The 23,225-nt window shown below is 63.3% G+C and carries 17 protein-coding genes and 1 tRNA gene; 3 read left to right on the top strand and 15 right to left on the bottom strand.

Going from position 1 to position 23,225, the window contains the following annotated elements:
* Window positions 1-153 precede the first annotated feature (153 nt).
* The 6 genes from tuf to rpoB form a co-directional block, all read right to left on the bottom strand.
* Complete coding sequence (gene tuf, locus AC50YC_RS02295; RefSeq protein WP_069949303.1) at window positions 154-1,344, bottom strand: elongation factor Tu; 1,191 nt, start codon at window positions 1,342-1,344, stop codon at window positions 154-156.
* A gap of 258 nt (window positions 1,345-1,602) precedes the next feature.
* Window positions 1,603-3,717: an elongation factor G gene (fusA, locus tag AC50YC_RS02290; RefSeq protein ID WP_354169329.1), complete on the bottom strand. Its 2,115-nt coding sequence runs from the start codon at window positions 3,715-3,717 to the stop codon at window positions 1,603-1,605.
* Window positions 3,718-3,786: 69 nt separating this feature from the next.
* On the bottom strand, window positions 3,787-4,257 hold the full coding sequence (rpsG, locus tag AC50YC_RS02285; protein ID WP_494952017.1) for a 30S ribosomal protein S7: 471 nt from the start codon (window positions 4,255-4,257) through the stop codon (window positions 3,787-3,789).
* Window position 4,258: 1 nt separating this feature from the next.
* A complete protein-coding gene (gene rpsL / locus AC50YC_RS02280; protein ID WP_011692814.1) occupies window positions 4,259-4,633 on the bottom strand; it encodes a 30S ribosomal protein S12 in 375 nt (124 codons plus the stop codon).
* 527 nt (window positions 4,634-5,160) lie between these two features.
* Window positions 5,161-9,060, bottom strand: coding sequence for a DNA-directed RNA polymerase subunit beta' (locus AC50YC_RS02275; RefSeq protein ID WP_307465583.1), 3,900 nt, complete (start codon window positions 9,058-9,060; stop codon window positions 5,161-5,163).
* A gap of 105 nt (window positions 9,061-9,165) precedes the next feature.
* The gene (rpoB, locus tag AC50YC_RS02270; protein ID WP_494952016.1) at window positions 9,166-12,684 is read right to left on the bottom strand and encodes a DNA-directed RNA polymerase subunit beta; all 3,519 of its coding nucleotides are present in this window, start codon (window positions 12,682-12,684) and stop codon (window positions 9,166-9,168) included.
* A gap of 400 nt (window positions 12,685-13,084) precedes the next feature.
* On the opposite strand from rpoB, the gene AC50YC_RS02265 reads away from it, so the two are divergent.
* Window positions 13,085-14,284, top strand: a complete 1,200-nt coding sequence (locus AC50YC_RS02265; RefSeq protein ID WP_494952015.1) for an acetyl-CoA C-acetyltransferase — start codon at window positions 13,085-13,087, stop codon at window positions 14,282-14,284.
* 35 nt (window positions 14,285-14,319) lie between these two features.
* Window positions 14,320-14,820, top strand: coding sequence for an aminoacyl-tRNA deacylase (locus AC50YC_RS02260; RefSeq protein WP_494952169.1), 501 nt, complete (start codon window positions 14,320-14,322; stop codon window positions 14,818-14,820).
* 207 nt (window positions 14,821-15,027) lie between these two features.
* On the opposite strand, the gene rplL is transcribed toward AC50YC_RS02260, so the two are convergent.
* From rplL to AC50YC_RS02215, 9 genes are all read right to left on the bottom strand, one after another.
* On the bottom strand, window positions 15,028-15,402 hold the full coding sequence (gene rplL, locus AC50YC_RS02255; RefSeq protein WP_024365995.1) for a 50S ribosomal protein L7/L12: 375 nt from the start codon (window positions 15,400-15,402) through the stop codon (window positions 15,028-15,030).
* 73 nt (window positions 15,403-15,475) lie between these two features.
* A complete protein-coding gene (gene rplJ / locus AC50YC_RS02250) occupies window positions 15,476-16,084 on the bottom strand; it encodes a 50S ribosomal protein L10 (RefSeq protein ID WP_307465590.1) in 609 nt (202 codons plus the stop codon).
* A gap of 310 nt (window positions 16,085-16,394) precedes the next feature.
* Complete coding sequence (locus tag AC50YC_RS02245; RefSeq protein ID WP_494952014.1) at window positions 16,395-17,504, bottom strand: GNAT family N-acetyltransferase; 1,110 nt, start codon at window positions 17,502-17,504, stop codon at window positions 16,395-16,397.
* 123 nt (window positions 17,505-17,627) lie between these two features.
* Window positions 17,628-18,737, bottom strand: coding sequence for a GNAT family N-acetyltransferase (locus tag AC50YC_RS02240; protein ID WP_494952013.1), 1,110 nt, complete (start codon window positions 18,735-18,737; stop codon window positions 17,628-17,630).
* 92 nt (window positions 18,738-18,829) lie between these two features.
* Entirely contained in the window at window positions 18,830-19,537 is a 708-nt protein-coding gene (rplA, locus tag AC50YC_RS02235; protein WP_104172017.1) for a 50S ribosomal protein L1, read from the bottom strand.
* 140 nt (window positions 19,538-19,677) lie between these two features.
* The gene (rplK, locus tag AC50YC_RS02230) at window positions 19,678-20,109 is read right to left on the bottom strand and encodes a 50S ribosomal protein L11 (RefSeq protein ID WP_024365990.1); all 432 of its coding nucleotides are present in this window, start codon (window positions 20,107-20,109) and stop codon (window positions 19,678-19,680) included.
* A gap of 130 nt (window positions 20,110-20,239) precedes the next feature.
* Window positions 20,240-21,088, bottom strand: a complete 849-nt coding sequence (gene nusG, locus AC50YC_RS02225; protein ID WP_494952012.1) for a transcription termination/antitermination protein NusG — start codon at window positions 21,086-21,088, stop codon at window positions 20,240-20,242.
* Between the two features lie 115 nt (window positions 21,089-21,203).
* Window positions 21,204-21,488, bottom strand: coding sequence for a preprotein translocase subunit SecE (secE, locus tag AC50YC_RS02220; RefSeq protein ID WP_494952011.1), 285 nt, complete (start codon window positions 21,486-21,488; stop codon window positions 21,204-21,206).
* Between the two features lie 78 nt (window positions 21,489-21,566).
* Window positions 21,567-21,639: transfer RNA gene (locus tag AC50YC_RS02215), tRNA-Trp, on the bottom strand.
* A 299-nt stretch (window positions 21,640-21,938) separates the two neighbouring features.
* Here AC50YC_RS02215 and AC50YC_RS02210 point away from each other — a divergent pair.
* Entirely contained in the window at window positions 21,939-23,156 is a 1,218-nt protein-coding gene (locus AC50YC_RS02210) for a pyridoxal phosphate-dependent aminotransferase (protein WP_494952010.1), read from the top strand.
* Window positions 23,157-23,225 lie beyond the last annotated feature (69 nt).

Below are 23,225 nucleotides of genomic sequence, written 5' to 3'. Positions count from 1 at the left end.
CCCAGGAAGGGGCTTAGGCCCTGCCGGCCGGGACTGGGGACCGAGGCGCAAAAAAAGAACAGCCCCGCTGCGAATGCAGCGGGGCTGTTCTTTACGTCACGGGAGCCGTCAGACGGCCAACCCGATCAGGGATCCAGCTCAGATCAACAAGTATTACTTGAGGATCTTGGTGACGCGTCCCGAACCAACGGTGCGGCCGCCTTCGCGGATAGCGAAGCCGAGGCCCTCTTCCATGGCGATGGGCTGGATGAGCGCAACGGTCATCTCAGTGTTGTCGCCGGGCATAACCATTTCCGTGCCTTCCGGCAGGGTGATAACGCCGGTTACGTCCGTGGTGCGGAAGTAGAACTGCGGGCGGTAGTTGGAGTAGAACGGGTTGTGACGCCCGCCTTCGTCCTTGGAGAGGATGTAGACGTTAGCCTCGAAGTCGGTGTGCGGGGTGATGGAACCCGGCTTGACGACAACCTGGCCACGCTCGACATCGTCGCGCTTCAGACCGCGGAGCAGGAGGCCACAGTTCTCGCCGGCCCATGCTTCGTCGAGCTGCTTGTGGAACATCTCGATACCGGTAACCGTGGTCTTCTGGACCGGGCGGATGCCGACGATCTCGACCTCAGAGTTGATGGCGAGGGTTCCACGCTCGGCGCGGCCCGTAACAACGGTGCCACGGCCGGTGATCGTGAAGACATCTTCGATCGGCATCAGGAACGGCTTGTCGCGGTCACGTACCGGGTCCGGCACGGAGTTGTCGACAGCTTCCATGAGGTCCTCGACGGACTTGACCCAAACCGGGTCGCCTTCGAGGGCCTTCAGACCGGAAACGCGAACGACCGGAGCCTCATCGCCATCGAAGCCCTGAGCCGAAAGCAGCTCGCGAACTTCCATTTCGACGAGGTCGAGGAGCTCTTCGTCATCGACCATGTCCGACTTGTTCAGTGCAACCAGCAGGTAGGGAACGCCAACCTGGCGGGCGAGCAGGACGTGCTCGCGGGTCTGAGCCATCGGGCCGTCAGTGGCGGCAACCACGAGGATTGCACCGTCCATCTGAGCAGCGCCGGTGATCATGTTCTTGATGTAGTCAGCGTGACCCGGAGCGTCTACGTGTGCGTAGTGGCGCTTCTCGGTCTGGTACTCAACGTGGGAGATGTTGATGGTAATGCCGCGCTGACGCTCTTCGGGAGCAGAGTCAATGGACGCGAAGTCGCGCTGCTCGTTGAGAGTCGGGTACTTGTCGTACAGCACCTTGGAAATCGCGGCCGTCAGCGTCGTCTTACCGTGGTCAACGTGACCAATGGTGCCGATGTTGACGTGCGGCTTAGTCCGCTCGAACTTTGCCTTTGCCACAGGTTCCTCCTAGAACGTTTTCAAATGACTTACCCTTCGACCGCGCTTGTCGCGGCGAAACTTCAGTAAGTCTACTTGGGGGGCTTTGGATTGATGAAATTGCAGATTCAGGAACTAATACTAGTCCCTCGAGCCTGCCGGTGCAGATGGCCGGCCGGTTTGCCCGGAAAAGCGGCTGACCGGAACCGGCCATCTGCACCGGGTGAACCTCCGTTGACGGAAACGCACCCGAGTTTGTTGCTGCGAGAGCCTTTGGGACTACTCGCCGCGGTTCTTCTGGATGATCTCGTCGGCAAATGCCTTCGGGACCTCGGCGTAGCTGTGGAACGTCATGGAGTACACAGCGCGGCCCTGGGTCTTCGAGCGCAGGTCGCCGATGTAGCCGAACATGCCGGACAGCGGGACGTGCGCGCGGATGACCTTGACGCCCTGCGCATCTTCCATGGACTGCATCTGGCCACGGCGGGAGTTGAGGTCGCCGATAACTTCACCCATGTATTCCTCAGGGGTGCGGACCTCGACATCCATCATTGGTTCGAGCAGGATGGGGTTCGCCTTGCGTGCGGCTTCCTTGAAAGCCATACGGCCGGCGATCTTGAACGCCATTTCCGAGGAGTCAACATCGTGGTATGCGCCGTCAATCAGCGTGGCCTTGATGCCGACAACCGGGTAACCGGCCAGGACGCCGTCGTTCAGTGCATCCTGGATACCGGCGTCAACCGACGGGATGTATTCGCGCGGAATACGTCCACCGGTGACCTTGTTCGAGAACTCGTACATCTCGCCCTCGGACGTGTCCAGCGGCTCGATCGCGATCTGGATCTTTGCGAACTGGCCCGAACCACCGGTCTGCTTCTTGTGCGTGTAGTCGTGACGCTCTACAGCACGCTTGATGGTTTCGCGGTACGCAACCTGGGGCTTGCCCACGTTGGCCTCGACCTTGAACTCGCGGCGCATGCGGTCCACCAGGATGTCCAGGTGGAGCTCGCCCATGCCGGCGATGATGGTCTGACCGGTGTCTTCGTTGAGGGAGACCTGGAAGGTCGGGTCCTCAGCGGAGAGCTTCTGGATGGCCGTGGAGAGCTTCTCCTGGTCACCCTTGGTGTTCGGCTCGATCGCAACAGAGATCACGGGCTCCGGGAAGCTCATGGACTCGAGGACGATCTGGTTGTTGGAGTCGCACAGGGTGTCGCCCGTGGTGGTGTCCTTCAGACCGATCGCTGCGTAGATGTGGCCAGCGGTAGCGCCGTCAACGGGCATTTCCTTGTTGGCGTGCATCTGGAACAGCTTGCCGATGCGCTCCTTCTTGCCCTTGGTGGAGTTGACCACCTGGGAGCCTGCTTCCACGTGACCGGAGTACACGCGGATGAAGGTGAGCTGACCGAAGAACGGGTGCGTCGCAATCTTGAACGCCAGAGCCGAGAACGGCTCCTCGGAGGAAGGCTTGCGCGTCAGTTCCTTCTCTTCGTCGCGAGGATCGTGACCGATCATCGGCGGGACGTCGAGCGGGTTCGGCAGGTAGTCCACGACGGCGTCAAGCATCGGCTGGACGCCGCGGTTCTTGAACGCGGAGCCACAGAAGACCGGGTAGAGCTCGGAGTTGATCGTCATCTTGCGGATGCCGGCCTTGAGCTCGTCTTCGGTGATTTCTTCACCTTCGAGGTACTTCTCCATGAGCTCTTCGGAGGACTCTGCAACGGTCTCAACGAGCGTTGCACGGTACTCCTCGGCCTTTTCCTTGAGGTCAGCCGGGATCTCCTGGATCTCGTACTTGGCACCCATGGTGACGTCACCCTTGGAGTCGCCGGGCCAGACCAGTGCGCGCATGTAGAGCAGGTCGACGACGCCGACGAAGTCGTTCTCGGCGCCGATCGGCAGCTGCATGACGAGCGGCTTGGCACCGAGGCGGCTGATGATGGTGTCGACGGTGAAGTAGAAGTCAGCGCCGAGCTTGTCCATCTTGTTGACGAAGCAGATGCGCGGAACGTTGTACTTGTCAGCCTGGCGCCAGACAGTCTCAGACTGCGGCTCCACGCCTTCCTTGCCGTCGAACACGGCAACTGCACCGTCGAGGACGCGCAGGGAGCGCTCAACCTCAACCGTGAAGTCCACGTGGCCGGGGGTGTCGATGATGTTGATCTGGTTGTTTTCCCAGAAGCAGGTCACGGCGGCAGACGTGATGGTGATGCCGCGTTCCTTTTCCTGTTCCATCCAGTCAGTCGTCGAGGCGCCGTCGTGGGTCTCGCCGATCTTGTGGTTCACACCTGTGTAGAACAGGATGCGCTCGGTAGTAGTGGTCTTGCCGGCATCAATGTGGGCCATGATGCCGATATTGCGGACCTTGCTAAGGTCGGTAAGCACGTCCTGTGCCACGGTGTCTCCCTTTCGGATGGACTGCACGTTCGCCGCCGGCTCGGTGGAGCCGGCGGCGTCCGGGAAGTATTACCAGCGGTAGTGTGCGAAGGCCTTGTTGGACTCGGCCATCTTGTGGGTGTCTTCGCGACGCTTCACAGCGGCACCGAGACCGTTGGAGGCATCCAGAATCTCGTTCTGGAGGCGCTCGGTCATGGTCTTCTCGCGGCGGGCCTTGGAGTAGCCAACCAGCCAGCGCAGGGCAAGCGCGGTGGAGCGGCCCGGCTTGACCTCAACCGGAACCTGGTAGGTGGCGCCACCGACGCGGCGGGAGCGGACCTCGAGGGAAGGCTTGACGTTCTCCATGGCCTTCTTGAGGGCTGCAACCGGGTCGCCGCCGGACTTGGCGCGAGCACCTTCGAGTGCACCGTAAACGATGCGCTCTGCGGTGGACTTCTTGCCGTCAACGAGCACCTTGTTGATCAGCTGGGTGACCAGCGGGGAGCCGTAAACGGGATCTAGAATTAGCGGCCGCTTGGGGGCCGGACCCTTGCGAGGCATATTACTTCTTCTCCATCTTTGCGCCGTAGCGGCTACGAGCCTGCTTACGGTTCTTGACACCCTGGGTATCGAGGGCGCCACGGACGATCTTGTAACGGACACCCGGGAGGTCCTTAACGCGGCCGCCGCGGACGAGCACAATGGAGTGCTCCTGCAGGTTGTGGCCTACACCGGGGATGTACGCGGTAACTTCAACGCCACCGTTGAGGCGCACACGTGCAACCTTACGCAGAGCCGAGTTCGGCTTCTTCGGGGTCGTCGTGTACACGCGGGTGCAAACACCGCGGCGCATCGGGCTGCCGTTAAGCGCGGGAGCCTTGGTCTTCTTGACCTTAGGCGTGCGGCCCTTGCGGACCAGCTGGTTAATCGTAGGCACTCTCGTGTTCTCCGTTTTATCCGGAGCGGCCGTTGGCAGCCGCTCTCTTGTCGCTGCGCCCCGCCGCTCGAGCTTTGAAGTTCTCTCCAGAGCAGCTGAGGCGAAGCCTTAATAGTCGGACCGCACGCCGGGGCCCACGGACTTTCATCCTGAATTGCCCCTAGGCATGCGAAAATGTGGCATACGTTGCACAAGAACCCTGCAAACCGGAAACGTCGTCCTGGTCCAGCCTTTCAGCTGCAACCGGCGCACTCATCCACTGCCACAATAACAATTAGTCTCAAGTCTAACACGGACAGGCCCCAGCCCTTAATCGGCGGGGAAACCACGCCCTTCCTCCCCCATCGACTGCTCCGGTACCGCCGTTTTGGGGACCCAAAAGGGCGGTACCGGAACAGTCGATGGGTTAAAAGGGGATGGTCCCCCACCTTGCGGTGCGGGACCATCTTTGGCTATGACTGCCAAGGGCAGGGCGGCCGGGTCCCTACGTGGCGCGGAACGCGACACGAAAGGGCCCGCCCTGCCCGTTAGCGGAAGTCGCTGCCCAGGTCGTAGTCATCCAGCGGGATGGCGTGGAACTCAGGAGCTCCGTCGCCGCCCAGGGAATCGTAGGAGAAGTCACTGAACGCGCTGGGGCCGGTGAACAGGTTGGCCTTTGCTTCTTCAGTGGGCTCCACGGTGACCTCGGTGTAGCGCGGGAGACCCGTGCCGGCCGGGATGAGCTTACCGATGATGACGTTTTCCTTGAGGCCGAGCAGCGGATCGCTCTTGCCTTCCATGGCCGCCTGCGTCAGGACGCGGGTGGTCTCCTGGAAGGAAGCTGCGGACAGCCAGGACTCGGTCGCCAGGGACGCCTTGGTGATGCCCATGAGCTCGGGACGGCCGGAAGCCGGCGTCTTGCCCTCTGACACAACACGGCGGTTGGCATCTTCGAAGCGGCTGCGCTCGGCGAGCTCGCCGGGCAGCAGATCCGATTCGCCGGACTCGATGACCGTGACGCGGCGCAGCATCTGGCGGACGATAACCTCGACGTGCTTGTCGTGGATACCGATGCCCTGGCTGCGGTACACGCCCTGGACCTCGTCCACCAGGAACTTCTGCGCGGCACGGGGGCCCATGATGCGCAGAACCTGCTTGGGGTCGACCGGACCGTTGATGAGCTTCTGGCCGACGCTGACGTGCTCGCCGTCTTCGATGAGAAGACGTGAACGGCGCAGGACCGGGTAAGCGATCTCTTCGGATCCGTCATCCGGGGTGATGACCAGGCGCATCTGGCGCTCGGACTCTTCGATGGTGATGCGGCCGGCTGCTTCAGCAATCGGTGCGACACCCTTCGGAGTACGGGCTTCGAAGAGCTCCTGGATACGGGGCAGACCCTGGGTGATGTCGTCGCCACCGCTGGAGGAAACAGCACCACCGGTGTGGAACGTACGCATGGTCAGCTGGGTACCCGGCTCACCGATGGACTGTGCGGCGATGATGCCCACTGCCTCACCGATGTCGACGGTCTTGCCCGTGGCCAGCGAACGGCCGTAGCACAGGGCGCAGGTGCCGACGCTGGACTCACAAGTGAGTACGGAGCGGACCTTGACCTCAGTGATGCCGGCGGCGAACAGTTCGGCAATGACGACGTCGCCGCAGTCAGTGCCGCCCGCTGCCAGTACCTTGCCCTTGGAGTCAACGACATCCACGGCCAGGGTACGGGCGTACGCGCTGTTCTCGACGTTCTCGTCCAGGACCAGCTCGCCGTTGGAGTCAGCGACCGCGATGGCGGTCATCAGACCGCGCTCGGTGCCGCAGTCCTCTTCGCGGACGATGACGTCCTGCGACACGTCCACCAGACGACGGGTCAGGTAACCCGAGTTGGCGGTACGCAGCGCGGTGTCAGCCAGACCCTTACGGGCACCGTGCGTGGCGATGAAGTATTCCAGCACCGACAGGCCCTCGCGGTAGGAGGACTTGATCGGACGCGGGATGATCTCGCCCTTAGGGTTGGCCACCAGGCCACGGATACCCGCGATCTGGCGGACCTGCATCCAGTTACCACGGGCGCCGGAGGACACCATGCGGTTGATGGTGTTCATCGGGGACAGGTTGTCACGCATCGCCTGGGCGATCTCGTTCGTTGCCTTGTTCCAGATCTCGATCAGTTCCTGGCGACGCTCGTCGTCGTCGATCAGGCCCTTGTCGTACTGGCCCTGGATCTTGGCAGCCATGGTCTCGTAACCGGCGAGGATCCGCGGCTTGTCCTTGGGCACCTCGATGTCGGAGATGGCGACGGTGACGCCGGACCGGGTGGCCCAGTAGAAACCGGCATCCTTCAGGTTGTCCAGCGTTGCCGCCGTGACCACCTTCGGGTAGCGCTCGGCGAGGTCGTTGACGATGGTCGACAGTTCGCCCTTGTCCGCAACGTTCTCAACCCACGGGTAGTCCGCGGGAAGGGTCTCGTTGAAGAGGACTTGGCCCAGGGAGGTCTGGACGAGCACGGTCTGACCCGGCTCGTAGCCTTCCGGAGCTTCCCAGCCGGCGTAAGGGACAAAGCCCTCGAGACGGATCTTGACCTGGGAGTTCAGGTGCAACTCGTGCAGGTCGTACGCCATGATGGCTTCCGCCACGGAGGAGAAGATCCGGCCCTCGCCAGCTGAACCGACACGCTTGGTGGTCAGGTGGTAGAGGCCGATGATCATATCCTGCGAAGGCAGCGTCACCGGGCGGCCGTCAGACGGCTTCAGGATGTTGTTCGAGGACAGCATCAGGATGCGGGCTTCAGCCTGGGCCTCGGGGCTCAGCGGCAGGTGCACTGCCATCTGGTCGCCGTCGAAGTCAGCGTTGAAGGCGCCACAAACCAGCGGGTGAAGCTGGATTGCCTTACCTTCAACAAGCTGGGGTTCGAACGCCTGGATGCCGAGACGGTGCAGGGTGGGTGCACGGTTCAGCAGCACGGGGTGCTCGGTGATGATCTCTTCGAGAACATCCCAGACCTGCGGGCGGTAGCGCTCGACCATCCGCTTGGCCGACTTGATGTTCTGGGCGTGGTTGAGGTCAACCAGGCGCTTCATCACGAACGGCTTGAAGAGCTCCAGCGCCATCTGCTTCGGCAGGCCACACTGGTGCAGTTTCAGCTGCGGGCCGACGACGATTACGGAACGGCCGGAGTAGTCAACGCGCTTACCCAGGAGGTTCTGGCGGAAACGACCCTGCTTGCCCTTGAGCATGTCGCTCAGGGACTTCAGCGGACGGTTGCCCGGTCCGGTGACCGGACGGCCGCGGCGGCCGTTGTCGAAGAGGCTGTCAACAGCTTCCTGAAGCATGCGCTTCTCGTTGTTGACGATGATCTCCGGAGCACCGAGATCAAGCAGGCGCTTGAGGCGGTTGTTGCGGTTGATCACGCGGCGGTAGAGGTCGTTGAGGTCGGAGGTCGCGAAGCGGCCACCGTCCAGCTGGACCATCGGGCGCAGTTCCGGCGGGATCACCGGGACGGCGTCCAGCACCATGCCGAGCGGGCTGTTGTTGGTCGTCAGGAACGCGTTGACCACCTTGAGCCGCTTCAGGGCGCGGGTCTTGCGCTGGCCCTTGCCGTTGGCGATGATGTCGCGGAGCATGTCCGACTCGGCCTGCATGTCGAAGTTCTCAAGACGCTTCTTGATCGCTTCGGCACCCATGGAGCCTTCGAAGTACATGCCGTAGCGGTCGCGCAGTTCGCGGTACAGGCCTTCGTCACCTTCAAGGTCAGCGACCTTGAGGTTCTTGAAGCGGTCCCAGACCTGCTCGAGGCGCTCGATTTCAGCATCCGCGCGCTTGCGGACGTTGGCCATCTGGCGGTCAGCGGAGTCGCGGGCCTTCTTCTTGTCGGCAGCCTTGGCGCCTTCACCCTCGAGACGGGCAAGCTCGTTCTCAAGGTCGCGGGCGATCGTGGCGATGTCCGAGTCGCGGTTGTCGATCAGCTGCTTCTTCTCGATGTCGTGCTCAACCTGGAGGTTGGGCAGTTCTTCGTGGCGGCTGTCGGCGTCGACGCTCGTGATCATGTAGGCGGCGAAGTAGATGACCTTTTCGAGGTCCTTCGGTGCCAGGTCAAGGAGGTAGCCCAGGCGGGACGGAACACCCTTGAAGTACCAGATGTGCGTGACCGGGGCGGCCAGCTCGATGTGGCCCATGCGCTCACGGCGGACCTTTGCGCGGGTGACCTCAACGCCACACCGCTCACAGATGATGCCCTTGAAGCGCACACGCTTGTACTTACCGCAGTAGCACTCCCAGTCGCGGGACGGGCCGAAGATCTTCTCGCAGAAGAGGCCGTCCTTCTCAGGCTTGAGCGTGCGGTAGTTGATGGTTTCCGGCTTCTTAACCTCGCCGTAAGACCAGCCACGGATGTCTTCCGCGGTGGCGAGGCCGATCTGCATGAGGCCGAAGGAGGATTCGCTGGACATATGGTCCCTGTTCTCTCTTGTTCTCTAAATTCTGAAGTCTTGGGTTACGGGAAGAGGGAGGCGGCGTTCGACGGCGGGGGGTAACCCGCCGTCGAACCCCACCTGCTAAACCTCTTCTACGGAACTGGGCTCTGCACGAGACAGATCGATGCCCAGTTCTTCCGCAGCCGTGAAGACTGCGTCATCAGAGTCACGCATTTCAATTGTGGTTCCGTCCGTGGAAAGAACTTCCACGTTCAGGCACAGCGACTGCATTTCCTTGATCAAGACCTTGAAGGACTCAGGAACGCCCGGCTCCGGGATGTTCTCGCCCTTGACGATGGCTTCGTAGACCTTCACACGACCATGGATGTCATCCGACTTGATCGTGAGGAGCTCCTGGAGCGTGTAGGCGGCGCCGTAAGCTTCGAGCGCCCACACTTCCATTTCACCGAAGCGCTGGCCACCGAACTGTGCCTTACCACCCAGCGGCTGCTGCGTGATCATGGAGTACGGGCCGGTGGAGCGCGCGTGGATCTTGTCGTCCACCAGGTGGTGGAGCTTCAGGATGTACATGTAGCCGACCGAGATCGGATCCGGGAACGGCTCGCCGGAGCGGCCGTCGAACAGGCGGGTCTTGCCTGAGGAGTTGATCAGGCGGACACCGTCGCGGGTGACGTTGGTGGAGTCGAGGAGACCAGTGATTTCCTCTTCACGCGCACCGTCGAAGACCGGCGTTGCAACAGTGGTCGAGCCACTCTCGCGCGGCAGGTTCGGCAGCTGCTTGACCCACTCGGGCTCGCCCTCGATCTTCCAGCCGGTCTTGGCAACCCAGCCGAGGTGCGTTTCCAGCACCTGGCCGACGTTCATACGGCCCGGAACACCCAGCGGGTTCAGGACAATATCAACGGGGGTACCGTCGGCAAGGAAGGGCATGTCCTCGATCGGGAGGATCTTGGAGATAACACCCTTGTTGCCGTGACGGCCGGCGAGCTTGTCGCCGTCGGTGATCTTGCGCTTGGCCGCCACGTAGACGCGGACCAGCTGGTTGACACCCGGGGGCAGCTCGTCGTCGTTGTCGCGGTCGAAGACGCGGACACCGATGACGGTGCCGGACTCGCCGTGCGGAACCTTCAGGGAGGTGTCGCGCACTTCGCGGGACTTCTCACCGAAGATGGCGCGCAGCAGGCGCTCTTCCGGGGTCAGCTCGGTCTCGCCCTTGGGCGTGACCTTTCCGACCAGGATGTCGCCTGCTTCAACCTCGGCACCGATGTGGATGATGCCGCGCTCGTCCAGGCCAGCCAGGACTTCCTCGGACACGTTGGGGATGTCACGGGTGATTTCCTCGGCACCAAGCTTGGTGTCGCGGGCATCGATCTCGTGCTCCTCGATGTGGATGGAGGAAAGAACGTCCTCAGCCACGATGCGCTGGGACAGGATGATGGCATCCTCGAAGTTGTGGCCTTCCCATGACATGAATGCCACGAGCAGGTTCTTACCGAGGGCCAGTTCGCCCTGGTCCGTTGCCGGGCCGTCAGCGATGATGCCGCCGACCTCCAGGCGCTGGCCTTCGCTCACCAGAACGCGGTTGTTGTAGCAGTTGCCCTGGTTGGAGCGGGCGAACTTGTTGATCCGGTAGTTGGTTTCCGTGCCGTCATCGTTGAGCATGATGACCAGCTCGGCGGAAACCTCGGTGACCACACCGGCCTTCTTCGCGATGGTGACGTCACCGGCGTCGACTGCAGCGGCGCGTTCCATGCCGGTGCCGACGAACGGCGCCTCGGAACGGACCAGCGGCACGGCCTGGCGCTGCATGTTGGCACCCATGAGTGCGCGGTTAGCATCGTCATGCTCCAGGAACGGGATCAGGGCGGTAGCCACGGACACCATCTGGCGCGGGGAAACGTCCATGAACTCGACGTCGGCGGCGGGAACCAGCACGGGCTCGCCTCCACCACCACGGGCGCGGACCAGGACGGTCTCTTCGGCGAACTTCTTGTTTTCGTCGAGCGGAGCGTTGGCCTGTGCAATCAGGACCTCTGCTTCGTCGTCGGCGGTGAGGTACTGGACCTCATCGGAGACGACACCCTCGGCCACCAGGCGGTAGGGGGTCTCGATGAAACCGAACGGGTTGATGCGTCCGTAGGAAGCCAGCGAACCGATCAGGCCAATGTTCGGGCCTTCAGGAGTTTCGATGGGGCACATACGTCCGTAGTGGGACGGGTGAACGTCTCGGACTTCCATGCCTGCACGGTCACGGGACAGACCACCCGGGCCAAGAGCCGACAGGCGGCGCTTGTGGGTCAGACCCGACAGCGGGTTGTTCTGGTCCATGAACTGGGACAGCTGGGAGGTTCCGAAGAACTCCTTGATCGCTGCCACGACGGGGCGGATGTTGATCAGCGTCTGCGGCGTGATGGCCTCGACGTCCTGGGTCGTCATACGCTCGCGGACAACGCGCTCCATACGGGACAGGCCGGTGCGGACCTGGTTCTCGATGAGCTCGCCGACGGCGCGGATGCGGCGGTTGCCGAAGTGGTCGATGTCATCGATCTCAACGCGCAGCTCGTGGTCCTGGCCGTCGCGCTTGCCCCTGAGGGTCTTCTCACCGGCGTGCAGGGCAACGAGGAACTTGATCATGGCGACGATGTCTTCAACGTGCAGGACAGACGCTTCCTTGTCACCAAGGGAGCGGTCGATGCCGAGCTTGCGGTTGATCTTGTAGCGGCCAACCTTGGCCAGATCGTAGCGCTTGGAGTTGAAGTACAGGTTGTCCAGCAGGGACTGGGCAGCCTCGACCGTGGGCGGCTCGCCCGGTCGCAGCTTCCGGTAGATGTCCAGCAAGGCGTCTTCGCGGGTTTCGGTGGCGTCCTTCTCCAGCGTTGCGCGCATGGAGTCGTACTGGCCGAACTCTTCGAGGATCTGGCCTTCGGTCCAGCCGAGGGCCTTCAGCAGTACCGTGACGGACTGCTTGCGCTTGCGGTCGAGGCGAACGCCGACCTGGTCGCGCTTGTCGATTTCGAGTTCAAACCAGGCGCCGCGGGACGGGATGATCTTCGCGGTGAAGATGTCCTTGTCGCTGGTCTTGTCGGCGGTGCGCTCAAAGTAGGCGCCCGGGGAGCGGACCAGCTGCGAGACAACGACACGCTCGGTGCCGTTGACGACGAAGGTGCCCTTCTCGGTCATCAGCGGGAAGTCACCCATGAACACGGTCTGCTGCTTGATTTCGCCCGTGTTGTTGTTCATGAATTCGGCCTTGACGTACAGCGGAGCCGAGTACGTTGCGTCCCGGTCCTTGCACTCGGCCATGGTGTACTTCGGATCAGCGAACTCCGGTTCGGAGAAGCTCAGGGACATGGTGCCCTGGAAATCCTCGATCGGGGAGATCTCTTCGAAGATGTCGGACAGACCCGACGAGGTGGCGACGCTGAGGTCGCCTTCTTCGACGGCCTTGGCTACGCGTGCCTGCCAGCGTTCGTTTCCGACCAGCCAGTCAAAGCTGTCCGTTTGCAGGGCAAGCAGATTCGGAACGTCAAGAGGTTCGTGAATCTTTGCGAATGAGAGCCGGCGGGTTGCACCGTCGGTGCTGTCGGCATTGATAGCGGTTGCAGCGTTGTTTACATTAGAGGTGCTCGAGGCGACCAAGAGGGATCCTTCCACAGACCTTCAGGCGTTTTCAGATCTCCCCCGTTATGCACCCTGCGGAGTGACTCCGCAGTGCTACCAATCCGGTTCCGCTATATGACCCGGGACCCGCGCTGGCCATGTTGGTGCCGTTGTTGACGGCACATTGACGGCGCAGCTGCCAGGCTAAGCCCACCGCTATATGAAGGCTGAAGGTAAACAGGGAAGACGCAAATATCTACGATACGGCAAAGCAACCTACTTGTCTACCCCACTTCGTCCGGGATTGCAAGCACTGGCCCCGGCTTCCGGATGAGGTATAACGCCCGCGGATCGCGGCACCCTCTCGGCCGGCAGATGGCTCCGTGACTGGGGTCACGATAACCTTGCTGTACATCGTTCAAGATCGGAAGAGAAAACCATGAGCAACTCTGCAGACAACAATGATGTTGTCATCCTCGCCGCCGCCCGCACGCCCCAGGGACGCCTCAACGGGCAGCTCGCCAGCTTCACGGCCGTGGAGCTCGGCGCGCACGCCATCCGCGCGGCGCTGGCCGCCAGCGGAGTAAAGGCCGAGCAGGTGGACTCGGTGATCATGGGCCAGGTGCTGCAGGCCGGGGCAGGCCAGAACCCCGCCCGCCAGAGCGCCATCGGCGCCGGCATCGGCTGGAACGTTCCCACCGTGACCATCAACAAGGTCTGCCTGTCCGGGCTGACCGCGGTGATCGATGCGGCGCGGATGATCCGCAGCGGCGACGCCACGGTCGTCGTCGCCGGCGGCCAGGAGTCCATGAGCCGCGCACCGCACCTCCTCCCCGGCTCCCGGCAGGGCTGGACCTACGGTTCCATCCAGGCGCTCGACGTCGCGGCCCATGACGGCCTGACCGACGCTTTCGACGGGCAGTCCATGGGCCTGTCCACCGAGACCAAAAACCTCACGCTGGGGATCGACCGCACGTCCCAGGACGAGGTGGCGGCAGCGTCCCACCAGCGCGCCGCCCGTGCCGCGAAGGACGGCGTGTTCGACGGCGAAATCGCCCCGATCAGCGTCAAGCAGCGCAAGGGGGACCCGGTCATCCTGGCCGCGGATGAAGGCATCCGGCCGGACACGACCGTCAGTTCGCTGGCCGGGCTGCGGGCGGCGTTCGTCACGGACGGCACCATCACCGCCGGCAACTCCTCTCCCCTGTCCGACGGCGCCTCCGCCCTGGTGCTGTCCTCGCGGAAGTTTGCCGAGGACAACGGGCTTGAGTACCTCGCCGTCGTCGGGAAACCCGGGCAGGTGGCCGGACCGGACAACTCGCTGCACTCCCAGCCCTCCAACGCGATCAAGAGCGCGCTGGACAAGGCCGGCTGGTCCGCCGCGGACCTGGACTTCATCGAGATCAACGAGGCCTTCGGCTCCGTCGCCGTTCAGTCGCTCAAGGACCTCGACTACCCCCTGGAGAAGTGCAACATCCATGGCGGTGCGATCGCCGTGGGCCACCCGATCGGTGCCTCCGGTGCCCGCCTTGCCCTGCACGCGGCGCACGAGCTGAAACGGCGCGGTGCCGGCAAAGCTGCGGTTTCCCTCTGCGGCGGCGGCGGCCAGGGCGAAGCGCTCCTGCTGTTCCGCGACTGAACGCCGTGCCGGACCCCGTGTTGCCCGGGCAGGGCCTGAAAAGTGGTGGGACCGCCGATGGTGGTGGCGCCACCGGCCGCGAGCGGTTCCTGGCTGACGCCGCCGCCCGCGGCCTCAGCGTCCAGCTTGTGGAGCGCCTGGCCGCGAACAGCCTGGTGGAGGCGGCCCGGATCCTGGGGATCCAGCCCGGGGACATCGTGAAGTCCCTGGTGGTCAAACACAAGGACGGCAGTTTCCTGTTCGCCCTGATTCCGGGCGACCGGCAGATCTCCTGGCCCAAGCTCCGCGGGCTGATCGGGGTAAACAAGCTGTCCCTTCCGACCGCGGACGTGGCCCTGGCCGCCACGGGCTACGAGCGCGGCACCATTACCCCGCTCGGAAGCACCGTGGCCTGGCCGGTTTATGCGGACCGGAGCATCACCGGACGCAGGATATCCATGGGTGCCGGGGAGCACGGCTACAGCGCCTTCGTGGACGCCGACGCCATGACCGCCGCCCTCGCAGCCGTCGTAGCGGACATCTCCGAACCAAACTGACCCACCCGGCCGATCTGGCCCGCGCGGGTTAACTCCCCCGGGTTAACTCCTCCCCCGCGCGGCCGGTGGAGGTGCGGCCGGCCCGTGCTCAGTCCTGAAGGGTTTCATTAGGCGCTTAACGCAGGAAACCCCGCCCACCGGAGTGGACGGGGTTTCCCGGAGCGGAACGGGAACGCGGGGTTCCCGGACAGGTCCTGAAGCGGCGAGTTACTTGAGGGTAACGCGAGCGCCGGCTTCTTCGAGCTGTGCAACAGCCTTCTCGGCTGCTTCCTTGGTGACACCTTCGAGGATGGCCTTCGGAGCGCTGTCAACAACGTCCTTGGCTTCCTTGAGGCCCAGGGAAGTGATCGCGCGAACTTCCTTGATGACTGCAATCTTCTTGTCGCCCGGGTGCTCCAGGATGACGTCGAATGCGGTCTGCTCTTCTTCTTCTGCAGCGCCGCCGGCAGCGGGGCCAGCAACTGCAACAGCAGCAGCCGTAACTTCGAAGGTCTCTTCGAAGAGCTTGACGAACTCAGAGAGTTCGATGATGGTCAGTTCCTTGAAAGCTTCAATGAGCTCTTCGTTGGTGAGCTTCGCCATGGTGTGGCGTCCTTCCTATAGTGGTGCTCGGCGGCCGGAGCCGTGCCTTCGCACCGGAGTCTGGTTTAGAGAGTTAGTTCTCTTCGGGGGCTGCAGCGTCGGCCGGAGCTTCAGCGGCGGCGTCAGCCGGAGCTTCAGCTGCTGCGTCGGCCGGGGCTTCGTCAGCGGCGGGCGCTTCGGCTTCAGCCGGTGCACCGTTCTCTTCTTCAAGCTTGAGGCGCAGTGCGTCGATGATGCGGACAGCAGCGGCAGCAGGAGCCTTGAGGATGCCTGCAACCTTGGCAAGCTGCAGCTCGCGGGACTCGAGTGCTGCCAGGGCAGCAACTTCGCTGGCGTTCAGTGCCTTGCCCTCGAAGTAACCGGTCTTGATAACCAGCTGCTTGTTGGTCTTGGCAAAATCCGTCAGGCTCTTGGCAGCGGCAACTGCGTCACCCTTGATGAACGCGATTGCAGTGGGGCCGGCGAGCTGGCCGTCGAATGCTTCGACACCAGCTTCCTTGGCTGCAATAGCGGTCAGGGTGTTCTTGACGACCGAGAACTTGGTGTCCTGGCCGAGAGAGACACGCAGCTGCTTGAGCTGTGCAACGGTGAGCCCACGGTATTCGGTCAGGACAGCGGCGTTCGATTCCTTGAAATCGTTAGTGATCTCAGCTACTGCTGAAACCTTGCTAGGCGTTGCCATAACCCTCCTTCCGGGGATAGTGCCGGTGTTTCCCGGTCCCCGCTCAAAAGAGCTAAAAACTAAAAACGCCCCGCGCAGATGCACGGGGCTTGTCTCGACGCAGTCCATGACTGCGGAGCTTTGCTTCGTTCACCTGCGCCGGCCGCCCTATGTTCAGGGTCCTTCGTCTGGAGATCCACTGGCTCTCCCGGCGCGACTGCAGAAGTGAGTCTTGCTTGGGAGAGTGGATTTCCAACAACCGACGGTCTTTGGTCCCCCCAGCTTACGCGACCCGGGGCGTGTGCTCCAAATCGGGCGACGGGAGTGCGGTTCAGCTGCTGCTGGGGCTGAAATCCGGAAGCTCCTTTTGCCAGATCCCCGTCACACCGGCGGTCTTGAACCCCAGCTGCAGGTTGACCTTGAGCAGGTACCGGTTTTCGGGTGCGTTCCAGGTGTAGAGGACCCGGGCATCCGGGAACTGCTCGGAGAGCCGCTCCATGTTAGCGACCTTGATCAGCAGGCCCAGCTTGTTGCCGCGGTGCTCCCGCAGGACCACGGTGTCGTCCTGGAACACGACGTCGGGGCGCATCGCGAGGACGCTGATGGTGGTCAGGCCAACGAGTACACCGCTGTTAATGTGTTCGACGGCGGTGACCACCGTCCGGCGGCCCTGCGCAATGGCGACGTCTTCCGCCTCACGGAGGATGCCGCCGTCGAACACTATGTCGGTGTCGTCGACCCCGGGCACGCCGTCTTCGCCCGCACTGTTTTCCAGCGCCGCGACAGCCTCAAGCCACTGCTCCGGGCACCGGTCCGTCCAATGGTGCAGGCGGTAGCGGCCGTCGTTGGCTTCCTCGGCCTCGGTATGCAGCTCCTCCACGAGCTCGCTGTCCAGCGGCAGCGCGCAGGCGCTGAATTGCTCGATGTGCTGGAGGGTGTAGCCGCTGTGGCGGGCGAACTCCACCTCCCGGCTGTTCACCGGTACGAAGCCTAGGCCCGTGCCGGGCACCAGCTGACCGGCTTCATTGTCCCCCAGGGAGGACCTCGGATGGTTTGTGTCAATCAGGATGGTGTGGCGGCCCTCGTCGCGGGCGAAGTGCTCCGCGGCCTCAAGCAGTTGCCGGCCGACGCCCCGGCCCTGGAACTCCGGCAGGACGTCCAGGTCGAATTCGGCCAGGTCGAGGTTCTCCGAGAGAGGCAGCGCGATATCAACTGTTCCGACGATCTCCCCGCCAATCTTGGCCACGAGAATCACCTGGCGCTCGTAGGGATCCGCCATTTCGAGCAACTTCTCCCGCGGTGCGTAGGCCAGATCGTCGCTGCCCCAGGTTTGCATGCGCACCTTGCGGCCCACTTCGACGGCGGCAATGAAGTCGGCGGCGTCCGGCCCGTCCAGCGAATCGGGGATCCATAGCTGTTCAATCCGTACGTCGTTTGCCATAACGGGCATCATCCCCAGCTGTTCTGCCATCTACGGGTACCGGATTTCCTGCAATAGCAGGGCTCCACCGTCAGCATATGCCGGTTTGCGCCGGCGTTCCATCAGTGACCTGCGTCGGGACCACTACGGTTCCCGGCCGGTGGCGTCGACTCTCCGCTGCCATTCGCCGTCGTAGCCTGCGGGCCGGAAACCGAGCGCGACGTTGATGGCGAGCATATGGTCGTTCTCCGCGGCGTTGAACGTGTTGACCCGTTCCACCGCCGGGTATCCGGCGAGCAGGCGGCGGAGGTTGCGGATTTTCACCAGCATGCCCAGGCGGTGCCCGCGGTGGCCGGCGGCGACCAGGGTGTCGTCCTGGTCTGCCAGCCACGGTTTGCCGGGCGCCAGTTCGAGCACGGAGTAGGCCGCCAGTTCGTCGCGTTCGCGGTGCCGGGCAGCGGTGACGAGCGAGGTGTTTCCGGCCTGCTTCCAGGTCTCCTCCACGTGCCGGACGCGGGCGGCGTCCCAGGTCTCTTCGTCATAGCTAAGCCCGCCCGTCGGCGCGTCCGTGCTCATGCGGGACATCAGCACGGCCATTTGCTCCACATACGCCTCCGGGCAATGGTCGGTCCAGGTGAGCAGCTCGTACGCTTCCGCCCTGGCCAGCGCCTCGCGCTCCAGGGCGTCCAGCAAGGCCGGTGCCGGCGGCATGGCGAGGGAGCTGAACCGCTCCACCTGCTCCAGTCGGTAGCCCGCCTGCTGCGCGAAGCGGACCGCGCGCGCGGATGCCGGCAGCGCGCCGGTACCGGTGGCGGGCCGGAGAACGTCCGGGCCCTCGGCGTCGAAGTCGGCAGGGTGCTCCGTGAACGTCATCAGGACGGTGCGGCCGTCTGCGGCCGCCAGGGCCTCGGCATGGGCCAGCAGGGTCCGTCCGATCCCGCGGCCGGCGAAGTCGTTCAGGACGTCCACATGGACGAGCGCGCTGCGCAGGTTGTCCTGGAGCTCGTAACGGATCCAGGACCGCGCGACCATCCGGCCGCCCACACGGACGAAGAAAAGCTGCAGGCGCTTGTAGGCGTCGTCCCTCCAGTAGCGGAGCCGGGCCTCAGCCGGGGTGGCGCGGTCCAGGTTGCCCCAGGTCTCCAGCACCAGGGCGTCGCTGAGTTTGCTGAACTCGAGGAAGTTACCGGAGTCCGGGGAACCGAGGGCATCCGGAATCAGGAGGCGTTCAATGCGGTACGGCGCGGCAGTCACCGGGACAGCCTAACCGGTGCCCCGGAACGCAGAAAGACCGCCCCGCGGATGCGGGACGGTCTTCCTGTTGCCTAGCGTAAAACGGGTGAAGCTTAGACCTCGGTCAGGACCTTGGTGACGTTGGGGTCAACCGAGATGCCCGGGCCAAACGTCGTGGCGACGGTGGCCTTCTGGATGTAGCGGCCCTTGGAAGCGGACGGCTTGAGGCGGAGGACCTCTTCCAGAGCGGCTGCGTAGTTCTCGGCCAGCTTGAGGGCGTCGAAGGAAACCTTGCCGATGATGAAGTGCAGGTTCGAGTGCTTGTCGACGCGGAAGTCGATCTTGCCGCCCTTGATGTCGTTGACGGCCTTGGCGACGTCAGCGGTCACGGTGCCGGTCTTCGGGTTCGGCATCAGGTTACGCGGACCCAGGACCTTACCGAGGCGGCCAACCTTGCCCATGAGGTCAGGGGTCGCGACGGCGGCGTCGAAGTCGGTCCAGCCGGCTGCGATCTTTTCGATCAGGTCATCGGAACCAACGAAGTCGGCGCCGGCTGCGATTGCTGCCTCAGCCTTGTCGCCCGTGGCGAAAACGAGGACGCGGGCGACCTTACCGGTGCCGTGCGGCAGGTTGACGGTGCCGCGGACCATCTGGTCAGCCTTACGCGGGTCTACACCCAGGCGGAAAGCAACCTCAACGGTGGCGTCGAACTTGGACGGGTTGGTGTCCTTGGCCAGCGTCACTGCCTCGAACGGCGCGTAGAACTTCTCCGCGTCGATCTTGGCTGCGGCTGCCTCATATGCTTTGCTGCGCTTTGCCATGCTGCTTATTCTCCTTGTGCAGTTGTGGTCTGCGGACCGCGCTGGGCCCTGCCACAGTTGGAACTCCGGACGGTTTGTCCGTCCCGGATTTTCAACATCTCAATGTTTAGGTGGTGCCGGTTGCCCGGCGGAAAAGGCTATTAGCCTTCGACGGTGATACCCATGGAACGGGCGGTGCCGGCGATGATCTTGGCGGCGCCTTCCAGGCTGGTGGCGTTGAGGTCTTCCATCTTGGTGGTGGCGATCTCGTTGACCTGGGCCTGGGTCAGCTTGGCAACCTTGACGGTGTGCGGGGTCGGTGAACCCTTTGCAACGCCTGCAGCCTTCTTGATGAGCTCCGCGGCCGGCGGGGTCTTGGTGATGAACGTGAATGAACGGTCCTCGTAGACCGTGATTTCAACAGGAATAACGTTGCCGCGCTGGGCTTCCGTCGCAGCGTTGTACGCCTTGCAGAATTCCATGATGTTGACACCGTGCTGGCCAAGCGCAGGACCGATCGGCGGGGCCGGGTTAGCGGCACCTGCCTGGATCTGCAGCTTGATGAGGCCGGTGACCTTCTTCTTGGGAGCCAATGTAGGGTCCTTCTCTCAATTACGTCCTGGGACACAGGAGCGTGCCTCAGGTTGTTGGCCGCCATGGCGAGGCGGCCGGCCGCCCCTGGCTGCTAAAGCGGGCAGTCCGGGGCGAATTCTGTGGGGATGACTAGATCTTGCTGACCTGGTTGAAGGCCAGCGTGACCGGGGTCTCGCGCTCGAAGATGGAGACCAACACCACGAGGGTCTGGGAGTCCACCTTGATTTCCGAGATCGTGGCCGGAAGGGTCTCGAAGGGACCTTCCTTGACGATGACGGACTCGCCAACCTCGAAGTCGACGTCGACCTGCGCGGCAGCGTGCTTGACCGGCTTGCCCTTCTCGGCCTGCTCTTCTTCGAAGACCGGGGCGAGCATGGAGAAGACCTCGTCGAGGCGCAGCGGGACCGGGTTGTGGGCGTTGCCCACGAAGCCGGTGACGCCGGGGGTGTGGCGGACGGCGCCCCAGGAGGCATCCGTCAGGTCCATGCGGACCAGGACGTAACCGGGGATGCGGACGCGGTTGATGACCTTGCGCTGAGCATTCTTGATCTCAACGACTTCCTCCATCGGAACCTGGATTTCGAAGATGTAATCTTCCATGTCCAGGGTCTGGATGCGGGTTTCAAGGTTGGCCTTGACGCGGTTCTCGTAGCCGGCATAGGAGTGGATGACGTACCAGTCACCTTCCTGGCGGCGCAGCTTGGCCTTGAACTCGTCGGCCGGATCGACCTCGGCGGCGGCTGCAGCAGCGGCCAGCGCGTCGCCCGACTCGTCGTCGGCTTCTTCGCCGGCGGCTGTGTCTGCCTCGTCAACCTCGGCGGAATCGTCAGCGGCGGCCTCTGCCGTGTCAACGGCCTCGTCAGCGACGTCGGATTCGGGCGCAGCAGACACAGCCTCGGACTCTTCCCCGGCTTCCACCGCGGCGTCCTGGCTCTTATCCAGCTCAGTCTCAGTTACCTCGAGCTCCTGCTCAGACACTTGGTCTCCTGCTTCCTCATTGCTAAACATGCCTATTTAAATGACTCAATTCCGCACACCCCGCGGAACCTCCGGAATCCCGGTGGTAATCCACGCAGTCTGCGGACCGGTCGCCTTAGCTGTCCGTGGGGCCCGTGCCGCCGAAGACCCAGCCCACTCCGGTCCCGAAGGCCAGATCCAGCAGGGTGACGATGAGCATCATGATGACCACGAACACCAGCACCACGAGGGTGTAGTTGATCAGTTCCTTGCGGGTCGGTGCAACGACCTTCTTCAGTTCGCCGATGACCTGGCGGACGAAGAGCGCGATGCGAGAGAAGAAGCCTGCCTTGGGGGCATTCTTGGCGGGGCGGCCACTGGAGCTGCTTGCAGCCGTTTCGGTCACCTGGTTCTCACTCATCCTCGCAATGTCGGATACCCGGCTCTGAACTGAACCATGGTTGCTGCGCTAGTTCCGGAGAAACCGAAACAGCTTGCGCAGGGCAGACAGGACTCGAACCTGCAACCTGCGGTTTTGGAGACCGCTGCGCTACCAATTGCGCCACTACCCTATGGATCGAAAACCGGTTCCGGCCCGATTCCCCAGACTTCCCTGAGGCGCAGACCATCATCGTGTTTTCAACACCGGAGAACCAGTCTACGCAACAACTGCGCCTACGTCGAACCGGCCCTCACGGACCCCCGCCTCGCAGAGAAATCCAGCCACTCAAACCAGCTGGAAAAACCTCCTGATGAACATGCAGTCACATTTCCATCCCGGCACCGCGGACGATCCGGTGAACAGCATAGAGTAGGTTCCGTCGAATCCCACAAACAGCCACCGAAGCTGCTAGCGAAGAATGGACCCGCGATGCCTGCCGCCCGCATTTCACAGCGAATTTCCGCCATAGCCGAATCCGCCACATTGGCTGTTGATGCCAAGGCGAAGGCGCTGAAGGCGGCGGGCCGCCCAGTCATCGGCTTCGGCGCCGGCGAGCCGGACTTCCCGACCCCCGATTACATCGTGCAGGCAGCCATCGAAGCCGCCGGCCAGCCCAAGTACCACCGCTATTCGCCGGCAGGTGGCCTGCCGGAGCTGAAGCAGGCGATCGCGGACAAGACGTTCCGGGATTCCGGTTACAAGGCCGAGGCAGCCCAGGTGCTGGTCACCAACGGCGGTAAGCAGGCCGTGTACAACACCTTCGCCACACTGCTTGATCCGGGCGACGAGGTCATTGTTCCCACGCCGTTCTGGACCACTTACCCGGAGGCCATCCGGCTCGCGGGAGGCGTGCCGGTCGAGGTCTTCGCCGGACCGGAGCAGGAATACCTGGTCACGGTGGCGCAGCTCGAGGCCGCCCTCACGGACCGCACCAAGATCCTGCTCTTCGTCTCCCCTTCCAACCCCACCGGCGCCGTGTACACACCGGAGCAGGTCAGGGAAATCGGCCAGTGGGCCGCTGCCAGGGGCCTGTGGGTGGTCACGGACGAGATCTATGAGCACCTGACCTACGACGGCATGCCCTTCACCTCGATTGCCACGGCCGTCCCCGAGCTGGGCGACAAGGTTGTCATCCTCAACGGTGTTGCCAAGACCTATGCCATGACCGGCTGGCGCGTGGGCTGGATGATCGGTCCGGCCGACGTTATAAAGGCCGCCACCAACCTTCAGTCGCACGCCACGTCCAACGTCTCCAACATCCCGCAGATGGCTGCCCTCGCCGCCGTGTCCGGGCCGCTGACCGCCGTCGACGAGATGAAAGTCGCCTTCGACCGCCGCCGCAAAGCCATCGTGGCCGGGCTGAATGCGATCGAAGGGGTCGAATGCCCGACGCCGAAGGGCGCCTTCTACGTCTACGCGGACGTCCGTGCCCTGCTCGGCAAGGAATTCCCCGCCGCGAAGGGTCCCGTCCGGCCGTCGACGTCGGCGGAGCTGGCCACCCTGATCCTGGAAGAGGTCGAAGTGGCCGTGGTTCCGGGTGAGGCTTTTGGCCCCTCCGGCTACCTGCGCCTCTCCTACGCCCTGGGCGACGAGGACCTCGCCACCGGCGTCGCCCGGCTGCAGGACTTCCTCGGCAAGGCGAAATAGCAGCCCCAAACCCCCGATGCGCTATCACTTAGGGTCCTTATTCCGGCGCGATAAGGACCCTAAGTGACA

This window comes from Pseudarthrobacter sp. MDT1-56 (assembly GCF_059383555.1).
This window is presented reverse-complemented; position numbering and strand designations above follow the sequence as displayed.

Bases quoted from the DNA above. Each gene is read 5' to 3' on its own strand.
- rpsG (WP_494952017.1), bottom strand. From the start codon at position 4,257: ATGCCTCGCAAGGGTCCGGCCCCCAAGCGGCCGCTAATTCTAGATCCC.
- AC50YC_RS02275 (WP_307465583.1), bottom strand. From the start codon at position 9,060: ATGTCCAGCGAATCCTCCTTCGGCCTCATGCAGATCGGCCTCGCCACC.
- AC50YC_RS02265 (WP_494952015.1), top strand. From the start codon at position 13,085: ATGAGCAACTCTGCAGACAACAATGATGTTGTCATCCTCGCCGCCGCC.
- rplL (WP_024365995.1), bottom strand. From the start codon at position 15,402: ATGGCGAAGCTCACCAACGAAGAGCTCATTGAAGCTTTCAAGGAACTG.
- rplJ (WP_307465590.1), bottom strand. From the start codon at position 16,084: ATGGCAACGCCTAGCAAGGTTTCAGCAGTAGCTGAGATCACTAACGAT.
- AC50YC_RS02245 (WP_494952014.1), bottom strand. From the start codon at position 17,504: ATGGCAAACGACGTACGGATTGAACAGCTATGGATCCCCGATTCGCTG.
- rplA (WP_104172017.1), bottom strand. From the start codon at position 19,537: ATGGCAAAGCGCAGCAAAGCATATGAGGCAGCCGCAGCCAAGATCGAC.
- secE (WP_494952011.1), bottom strand. From the start codon at position 21,488: ATGAGTGAGAACCAGGTGACCGAAACGGCTGCAAGCAGCTCCAGTGGC.
- AC50YC_RS02210 (WP_494952010.1), top strand. From the start codon at position 21,939: ATGCCTGCCGCCCGCATTTCACAGCGAATTTCCGCCATAGCCGAATCC.